Genomic DNA, 9,589 nt, shown 5'->3' on the forward strand with positions numbered 1-9,589 from the left:
CGCAGGGGAACTCTATATAAAATTACAACTTTACAGCTTAATATTATCCAACTGTAGAAGATCTGGAAAGAACTAGCTTTTTGCCAAATTATGCACGCCGAATTTGCCAATTGGCAAATATCATATAGTGCAATGCTCGGCTTTTTGCAAACTATAGCCAGTTTTAGCAAACCCGAGCGTTCGCCAGCTAACAGAAATGGAGGGACTGCGGGGCAGGAGGCATGACTGGAAGTGATGGCACGTCGCAGAGTCGCTATGTCTTGACATGCATCAGTAGAAATTTTTCCTCCAGACATGGTCGGCTGCGCGAACGCTGCCTGGAGGAGAGGCTGGCGGGATTAGCGGTGGCGCTTCTCGCGCCGGCAGTCGAGGAAGCTGACGACGTGGCCGCTGGTGTCGACCGTTTCCAGGCGGACGTCGAAACCCCAGAGCCGGGCCACGTGCTTCAGCACTTCCTGGGCCTGGCCGTTGAGCGGGCGGCGCTGGAACTGGGTATGGCGCAGGGTCAGCGCACGGTCGTCGCGTGTATTGACTTGCCAGACCTGGATGTTGGGCTCGCGGTTGCCGATGTTGTACTGCTCGGCCAGCTGCTGGCGTACATACCGGTAGCCCGCCTCGTCGTGGATTGCCGAAATCGTCAATTTGTCGCTGCGGTCGTCGTCGAGCACGGCGAAGAAATGGAAGTCGCGGATCAGCTTGGGCGACAGGTACTGGGCGATGAAGCTTTCGTCCTTGAAGTTACGCATCGCAAAGTCGAGGGTCTTGATCCAGTCGCTGCCGGCCATGTCCGGGAACCAGGCCCGGTCTTCCTCGGTCGGGTTCTCGCAGATGCGCCGGATGTCGGTCATCATCGCGAAGCCCAGCGCGTAAGGATTGATGCCGCTGTAATAGGGGCTGGTTGCCGGCGGCTGGTAGACGACGTTCGTATGGCTCTGCAGGAATTCGAGCATGAAGCCGTCGCCGACGATCCCCTCTTTATATAGTTCCTGCAAAATCGTGTAGTGCCAGAAGGTGGCCCAGCCTTCGTTCATGACCTGGGTCTGGCGCTGCGGGTAGAAATACTGGGAAATCTTGCGTGTAATGCGTACCAGCTCGCGCTGCCAGGGTTCGAGCAGCGGCGCATACTTCTCTATAAAGTAGAGCAGGTTTTCTTCGGGCTCGGGCGGGAAGCGCGGCGGCGGGGCGTCGCGCTCTTCTTCCTCGCGCCGCGGCACCGTGCGCCACAGGGCATTCACCTGGGACTGGGCATATTCCTCGCGCTCCTTCTGGCGCGCCGCTTCCTGCGCCACCGACAGTTTCGCCGGACGTTTATAGCGGTCGACCCCGTAATTCTGGATCGCATGGCAGGAGTCGAGCAGGTCCTCGACGGCATCGATGCCGTAGCGCTGTTCGCATTCGGCGATGTAATTCTTGGCAAACACCATGTAGTCGACGATCGCCTCGGCGTCGGTCCAGGTGCGGAACAGGTAGTTCCCCTTGAAGAAGGAGTTGTGGCCATAGGCGGCATGGGCGATCACCAGCGCCTGCATCGTCAGGCTGTTTTCCTCCATGAGATAGGCAATGCAGGGATTCGAGTTGATGACGATCTCGTAGGCCAGGCCCATCTGGCCGCGTTTATAACTCTTCTCGGTCGACAGGAAGTGCTTGCCGAAGGACCAGTGGTTATAGGACACCGGCATGCCGACCGAGGTGTAGGCATCCATCATCTGCTCGGCGGTGATGATCTCGAGCTGGTTGGGGTAGGTGTCGAGGCCGAACTTCCTGGCCACGCGGCGGATTTCCTCGTGTGCCTGCTCGATCAGGTCGAAGGTCCACTCCGACTGTTCGGGCAGCGCTCGGGGATTCTTGATGAGGTCGTCTGGCATGGGGTACCTCTGTTTTTACTTGGGCTGCTTCTTGAACAGCTCGCGGAAGACGGGGTAGATGTCGGCCGGCGTCACGATCTTCTGCATCGCGAAGTTGGGGTGGTGCGCGGCCACTTCGGTGTATTGCTCCCACAGGTTCTGCGGCGGCCCGTCGGTGATTTCGACGTAGGTGTAGTACTGGACCTTGGGCATGATCCCGGTATCGAGCAATTGCTTGCACAGCACCGAGTCGTTGTCCCAGTTGTCGCCGTCCGAGGCCTGGGCCACATAGGCGTTCCAGTCGGAACTCGAATAGCGGTCGGCGATCACCTTTTGCAGCAGGTGCAGGGCGGACGAGACGACGGTGCCGCCGGACTCGCGCGAGTGGAAGAATTCGTCCTCGTCGACTTCGGCCGCGGCCGTGTGGTGGCGGATGAAGACCACGTCGATGCGTTCGTAGACGCGCTTGAGGAATAAATACAGCAGGATGAAGAAGCGCTTCGCGGTGTCCTTGCGGGTTTCGTCCATCGAGCCGGAGACGTCCATGATGCAGAACATCACGGCCTGGGTGCTGGGCTTCGGCACCTTGATGCGGTTGCTGTAGCGCAGGTCGAACGGATCGATGAAGGGGATCGCGTTGATGCGCGTGTGCAGATGGTGGATCTTCTTCTTCAGCTCGAGGATGCGCGGGTCGTCTTCGGGCACTTCGGCCTCGGCCAGCTCATCCAGTTCTTCCTGCAGGGCATTAGCCTGGCGCCGGCTCGGTCCACCAACCGCGATGCGCCGGCCAAGCGCACCGCGCAGCGAGCGCAGCACGTGGATGTTGGACGGCGTGCCGGAGACGTTGTAGCCGGCGCGCTGGGTCTTGAAATCGATGGTCTGGGTCAGCTGCGTCTTGACCATGTTCGGCAGCTCGAGATCTTCGAAGAAATAATTCATGAATTCTTCGCGCGAGAGCTCGAAGATGAAATCGTCTTCCGTGGTCTGTTCGCTGTTGCCTGCGCGGCCGCGGCCGGAACCGCCGCCGCCGCTGCGCGGCCGGTTGAACTGGTCGCCTTTCTGGTATTCGGTATTGCCGGGGTTGACGGTTTCCCACACGCCGCCATGGGCATGGCCGAAGTGCGGTTCGTTGACGTCCTTGACGGGGATCGAGACTTTCTCGCCGTTCTCGATGTCGGTGATCGAGCGGCCCTTGATCGCACGGCCGACCGCGTCCTTGATTTGCGCCTTGTAGCGGCGCAGGAAGCGTTCGCGGTTCACCGCGGACTTGTTCTTGCCCTGCAAGCGTCGGTCGATGAGGTAAGTCAAAACATGCCTCCTGTAAAAACCGCAGCGGACCGCCAGCTGCCACGGTCCCCCTATCTTAATACGCAGCGTGCATAAGCGGGGTGCGCACGCCTGACAGGGGAGTCAAATATGCGTCAGAGGCGGGCAGCGGGCAGCCGCTGCCCTGCATCGCCGACTTTTTCTTACGACGACTTCCTCACACGCAGATACCATTCGCACAGGAGCCGCACCTGCTTGGCCGTATAGCCTTTCTCGACCATGCGGTTGACGAAGTCGGCGTGCTTCGTCGCGTCTTCCGCACTGGCCTTCGCATTGAACGAAATGACCGGCAGAAGTTCCTCCGTATTCGAGAACATTTTTTTCTCGATGACGGTGCGGAACTTTTCGTAGCTGGTCCAGGCCGGATTCTTGCCGCCGTTCGTTGCCCGGGCGCGCAAGCCGAAGTTGACGATCTCGTTGCGGAAATCCTTCGGATTCGAAATCCCGGCCGGTTTCTCGATCTTTTCCAGCTCGGCGTTGAGCGATTCGCGATCAAAACTTTCGCCGGTATCCGGATCGCGGAATTCCTGGTCCTGGATCCAGAAGTCGGCAAAGGTAACGTAGCGGTCGAAAATGTTCTGGCCGTATTCCGAATAGCTCTCCAGGTAGGCGGTCTGGATTTCCTTGCCGATGAAATCGACGTAGCGCTGCGCCAGGTGCTCCTTGATATAGGAGTGGTAACGCTGCTCGAGTTCAGGCGGGAACTGCTCGCGCTCGATCTGCTGTTCCAGCACATACAGCAGGTGTACCGGATTGGCGGCCACTTCGGTGTTGTCGAAGTTGAAGACCTTCGACAAAATCTTGAAGGCGAAGCGCGTCGACAGGCCGTTCATGCCTTCGTCCACGCCTGCATAGTCGACGTATTCGTGCAGCGACTTGGCCTTCGGATCGGTGTCCTTCAGGTTCTCGCCGTCGTAGACCAGCATCTTCGAGTAGACGCTCGAATTCTCCGGATCTTTTAAACGCGACAGGATCGCGAACTGCGCCATCATGCGCAGCGTGCCGGGCGCGCAAGGCGCCTTCTCGAGCGAGGAGTTGCGGATCAACTTATCGTAAATCTTGATCTCATCGGAAATGCGCAGGCAGTAGGGAACCTTCACGATATAGATCCGGTCGAGGAAAGCCTCGTTGTTGCGGTTGTTGCGGAAGCTCTTCCACTCTGACTCGTTCGAGTGTGCCAGGATGATGCCTTCGAAGGGAATCGCGCCGAAGCCTTCGGTACCCTTGTAGTTGCCTTCCTGGGTCGCGGTCAGCAGCGGGTGCAGCACCTTGATCGGCGCCTTGAACATCTCGACGAATTCCATCAGGCCTTGGTTCGCCAGGCACAGGCCGCCGGAGTAGCTGTAGGCGTCCGGATCGTCCTGCGAATAATCCTCGAGCTTGCGGATGTCGACCTTGCCGACCAGCGAGGAAATGTCCTGGTTGTTCTCGTCGCCCGGCTCGGTCTTCGAGATGGCGACCTGCTTCAGGATCGAGGGATAGCGCTTGACGACGCGGAACTTGTTGATGTCGCCGCCGAATTCGTGCAGGCGCTTGACCGCCCACGGACTCGGGATCGAGCGCAGGTAGCGGCGTGGAATACCGTAGTCTTCTTCCAGGATGACGCCGTCCTCTTCCTCGTTGAAGAGGCCCAGCGGCGATTCGTTCACGGGCGAACCCTTGATCGCGTAGAAGGGGACTTGCTCCATCAGGTGTTTCAGCTTCTCGGCGATCGACGACTTGCCGCCGCCCACCGGTCCCAGCAGATAGAGGATCTGCTTGCGTTCTTCCAGGCCTTGCGCCGCATGGCGGAAGTAGGAGACGACTTGCTCGATCACCTCTTCCATGCCATAGAACTCGCGGAAGGCCGGGTAGATCTTGATGACCTTGTTGGCGAAGATGCGCGACATGCGCGGATCGAGCCGGGTATCGACGAGCTGCGGCTCGCCGATCGCCGCAAGCATGCGCTCCGGCGCGCTCGCATAGGTCAGCGGGTCTTTCTTGCAGAGGGCAAGATATTCGGACAGGGAATATTCTTCTTCGCGGGTACGCTCGTAACGGGCTGCGTAGTTGTCAAAAATGGTCATGTGCATGTCCTTTAGTTTGCTAACAACGATCACTGTCACGACAGACGGCGTATGCCGCTGCCCAAGCCCGGTATTTTCTTGGCGTTGTACGGATACTTCGTTAGACCTGCTGCGCGCCGGATCGACCAGGGGGCATGGCCGAAATCCGTTCGCGACGGCTTCGCGAAGTTCCACCCGTTAGGCGGGTCGTCCTGGTAGCGACGCGACGTGCGCGGCGGCTCAGGCGGATTGTTCTTTTTTGAGCCGGCTTGTGGCCGGGTGTCCCGTGGATGAAGGGTCTTTTTATGTTTCTGAAATTTATTATGTGCCTATTAGTTCTCGAAGTCAAAGCACTATCGTTCTCGTGGATGTAACAACTGTAAGTATCTGATTATTAACGAAAAACAATAGCTTCTGAGTGTATTTGGAAAGCGCATAAGGCGTCGGCTGCAATACACGTTCTATGCATACCGTATGGCTATTTCCAGCAGTCTTTACTGCTGGGGTGACAAAAGCCCTGGTCCGATAGTGCACGAACTGGCCGGCCGGTGGCGCACGCCAAACACGCCGTTTTTCGGGCTCTCTTCCAATGAAAAGTAAGGCGCGGCGGCATGCGGTACACTTGTCGATCTTGCCCCAAAAAACCGTCTTGACGGAGAACATCCATGCTGAACGAGCAGCTGCGCCGGACCATCGAACAGATGCCGAAGGCCGAATTGCACATCCATATCGAGGGCTCGCTCGAGCCGGAACTGATCTTTGCGCTAGCGCAAAGGAACGGCGTAACGCTAGCTTATCCATCGGTCGAAGCGTTGCGCCAGGCCTACGCTTTTTCGGATTTGCAGTCTTTCCTCGACATTTATTACGCCGGCGCCAGCGTGCTGCTGCACGAGCAGGACTTCTATGACATGACGGCGGCTTACCTGAAGCGCGCCGCTGCCGACAATGTCCGGCATGCCGAAATCTTCTTCGATCCGCAAACCCATACCGCGCGCGGCGTGCCCTTCGAGACCGTCATCAACGGCATCTGGCGCGCCTGCCAGGATGGTCCGATCAGCGCGTCCCTGATCATGTGCTTCCTGCGCCACCTGTCCGAAGAAGAAGCCCTGGCCACGCTCGACGAAGCGCTGCCCTACCGCGACAAGTTCATCGGTGTCGGCCTCGATTCCTCGGAGGTCGGCCATCCGCCGGAAAAATTCGCACGCGTATTCGAGCGCGCGCGCCAGCTCGGCCTGCGCCTGGTCGCGCATGCGGGCGAAGAGGGCCCGCCCGCCTATATCGAGAGCGCGCTCGACGTCCTCAACGTCGAACGCATCGACCATGGCGTGCGCTGCCTGGAAAGCCCGGAACTGGTCGAGCGCCTGGTGCGCGAGCACATGGCGCTGACCGTCTGCCCGCTGTCGAACATCAAGCTGCGCGTCTTCGACGTGATGGGTTCGCACAACCTGCGCACCCTGCTCGACAAGGGGCTGGCGGCTACCGTCAACTCGGACGATCCCGCCTATTTCGGCGGCTACATGAACGATAACTTCATCGCCGCCTTCGAGGCCTTGCCGCTGGACGCGTCGCATGCGCGCCAGCTGGCCCGCAACTCCTTCGAGGCGGCCTTCCTCGGGCCCGAGCAGAAGCGCGGCTTCCTGGCCGAGGTCGACGCCTTCTTCGGCGCACGTTAAGGAAAGCTGCCCATGCTGCTCCAGTCCCTCCGCATGACCGCGCGCGACTGGCGCGCGGGCGAGCTGCGCTTCTTGTTGGTGGCGCTGATCGTCGCCGTCTCGGCACTGTCCTCGGTCGGCTTCTTCGTCGACCGCATGCGCGCGGGACTGGCGCGCGATGCCAACCAGCTGCTCGGCGCCGACCTGCTGGTGAATGCCGACAATCCGGTGCCGCCCGCCTGGCGCCAGGAAGCGGCGCGGCGCGGCCTGCTGCTGGCCGATACCGTCATCTTCCCCAGCATGGCCCAGGGCGGGGAGGGCGAGAACTCGCGCGCCCAGCTGGCCTCGATCAAGGCCGTCTCGCCCGGCTATCCGCTGCGTGGCGTCCTGCGCATCACGACCGATCCGGACCAGGCCAGCGCGGCGCGCGGCACGGCGGCCGCTTCGATTCCGGCGCCCGGCACGGTCTGGGTCGACGCGAATTTGCTGCCGGCCCTGAACGTCAAGGTCGGCGATCCGCTGCAGGTGGGCGAACGCACTTTCACGATCGCCCAGCTGGTCGCGGCCGAACCGGACCGCGGCGCCTCGTTTGCCAACTTCGCGCCGCGCGTGATGTTGTCCTTGTCCGACCTGAAGTCCACCGGCCTGGTCGACGATTTTGCGCGCGTGACTTATAAGCTGCTGGTGGCGGCGCCCTCGAACAACGATCTCGCACGGGTGCGCGATTTCGAGGCCTGGCTGCGCGCGCGCATCGCGCAGGACAACGTGAAAGGCGTACGCATCGAATCGATCGAGAACGGGCGCCCCGAGATGCAGGCCACGCTCGACCGCGCGGACCGCTTCCTGTCCCTCGTCGGCCTGCTCTCGGCCATGCTGGCGGCGGTGGCCGTGGCAATGGCGGCGCGCCGTTTCATGCAGCGCCACCTGGATGCATGCGCCATGCTGCGCTGCCTGGGCATGACCCAGAACGGCGTCGGCATGATGTACCTGATCGAATTCGCCATCGTGGGCCTGGCGGGCAGCATCATCGGCGTGCTGGTCGGCTTCGGCGCCCACTTCGTGCTGCTGAAACTGATCGGGACCTTGCTGCCGGCGGACCTGCCGCCGGTCTCCCCGTTGCCGGCCCTGCAGGGCATCGCGACCGGGATGATGCTGCTGGTCGGTTTCGCACTGCCGCCCGTCCTCCAATTGCGCAACGTGCCGCACAATCGCGTGATCCGGCGCGAGCAGGCGGCGCCGCAGCCGATGGCGCTGGCCACCTATGGACTGGGCATCGGCGTATTCGTCCTGCTGCTGCTGTGGCAAGCCGGCGATCCGAAACTGGCCTTGCTGACGGCGGGCGGCTTCCTCGGCGGCTTCGCGGTCTTTGCGCTGGTCGCCTGGCTGGCCTTGAAAGGGCTGCGGCGCCTGCGCGGCGTCTCGCAGCACCAGGGCTGGCGCTTTGCGATCACCTCGCTGCAGCGCCGTCCGGGCGCCACCATCGTGCAGGTGGTCTCGCTGGCGCTCGGGCTGATGGCCCTGCTGTTGCTGACCGTGGTGCGCGGCGACCTGGTCGCGGCCTGGCAGCGCGCCACGCCGGAGAATGCGCCAAACCGCTTCATCATCAACGTCCTGCCCGACCAGAAGGAGGATGTGGCGCGCCGCATCGCCGCCGCCGGCGTCGACCAGCCGGTGCTGTACCCGATGATCCGCGGCCGCCTGACGGCGGTGAACGGCAAGGCGATCACGCCCACGACATACGCGACCGACAATGCACAGCGCCTGGCGAACCGCGAATTCAACCTGTCGACCATGACGAGCGCACCGGAAGGCAACGACATCGTCGCCGGCAAGTGGTACGCGGATGGGCCGGGTGTCTCGGAAGCCTCGGTGGAGCAGGGCATCGCGAAGACATTGGGCCTCAAGCTGGGCGACGTCATGCGCTTCGACATGGCCGGCATCGTCGTCGATGCCAAGATCACCAGCCTGCGCAAGCTGGAATGGGGCTCGATGCGTGCCAACTTCTTCGTCATCATCAACCCGGCAGCGATGGCGAACGCGCCGGCCACTTACATGACCGCCTTCCATTTGCCGCAAGAGGGCGCGCAGCTGGCCAACACGCTGGCGCGGGCCTATCCGAACCTCACCGTGATCGACGTCAGCGGCATCATCCGCCAGGTGCAGGAAGTGGTCGACCAGGTCGTCGTCGCGGTCGAATTCCTGTTCCTGTTCACGCTGGCATCGGGCGTGCTGGTGCTGTACGCGGCGCTGATGGGTTCGACCTCGGAGCGCACCCGCGAAGCGGGCCTGCTGCGGGCGCTGGGCGCGACGCGCAGCCAGCTGGCGCAGGCGCAGCGCATCGAGTTCGTGCTGGTCGGCGGCCTGGCGGGATTGCTGGCGGCCTCCGGTGCGGCGCTGCTGGGCTGGGCGCTGGCGACTTACCAGTTCAAGTTCCCGTGGACCTTCGAGCCGGGCGTGTGGCTGGCCGGGGGCGTGGTCGGCGCCATGTGTGCGCTGGTGGGCGGCTGGCTGGGGCTGCGCAGCGTGTTGAGGCAGCCGCCTTTGCAGACGCTGCGGGAAGCGGGGTAACACAATTCAAGCTTCACGCGTGGGCATGCCCACCCTTGTATCTTGATCGAGTTGGTGGTTAGCTATCACCAGCAGAGGTGAAGACCAGCTTGGGCCCACCCTTAAGGCTCGACCTTGGAAGGTAGATCAAGCCCTTCACCTCGTTCCCACACCA

Annotated in this window: 5 protein-coding genes; 2 read left to right on the top strand and 3 right to left on the bottom strand. The window is 61.7% G+C overall.

Features of this window, described 5'->3' with window-relative positions:
- Positions 1–338 precede the first annotated feature (338 nt).
- From C2862_RS05305 to C2862_RS05315, 3 genes are all read right to left on the bottom strand, one after another.
- Positions 339–1,865 (bottom strand): SpoVR family protein, encoded by a 1,527-nt coding sequence (locus C2862_RS05305; RefSeq protein WP_136219058.1) that lies wholly within the window; start codon positions 1,863–1,865, stop codon positions 339–341.
- A gap of 15 nt (positions 1,866–1,880) precedes the next feature.
- On the bottom strand, positions 1,881–3,152 hold the full coding sequence (locus tag C2862_RS05310) for a YeaH/YhbH family protein (RefSeq protein WP_136219059.1): 1,272 nt from the start codon (positions 3,150–3,152) through the stop codon (positions 1,881–1,883).
- A gap of 161 nt (positions 3,153–3,313) precedes the next feature.
- Positions 3,314–5,236: a PrkA family serine protein kinase gene (locus C2862_RS05315; RefSeq protein ID WP_136219060.1), complete on the bottom strand. Its 1,923-nt coding sequence runs from the start codon at positions 5,234–5,236 to the stop codon at positions 3,314–3,316.
- 644 nt (positions 5,237–5,880) lie between these two features.
- On the opposite strand from C2862_RS05315, the gene C2862_RS05320 reads away from it, so the two are divergent.
- Together C2862_RS05320 and C2862_RS05325 are read left to right on the top strand one after the other, a co-directional pair.
- Positions 5,881–6,888 (top strand): adenosine deaminase, encoded by a 1,008-nt coding sequence (locus C2862_RS05320; RefSeq protein WP_136219061.1) that lies wholly within the window; start codon positions 5,881–5,883, stop codon positions 6,886–6,888.
- A 12-nt stretch (positions 6,889–6,900) separates the two neighbouring features.
- Positions 6,901–9,435: an ABC transporter permease gene (locus tag C2862_RS05325; RefSeq protein ID WP_136219062.1), complete on the top strand. Its 2,535-nt coding sequence runs from the start codon at positions 6,901–6,903 to the stop codon at positions 9,433–9,435.
- Positions 9,436–9,589: the final 154 nt, after the last annotated feature.

Source organism: Massilia sp. Mn16-1_5 (assembly GCF_004798585.1).
In the GTDB taxonomy this organism is placed as follows: domain Bacteria; phylum Pseudomonadota; class Gammaproteobacteria; order Burkholderiales; family Burkholderiaceae_D; genus Telluria.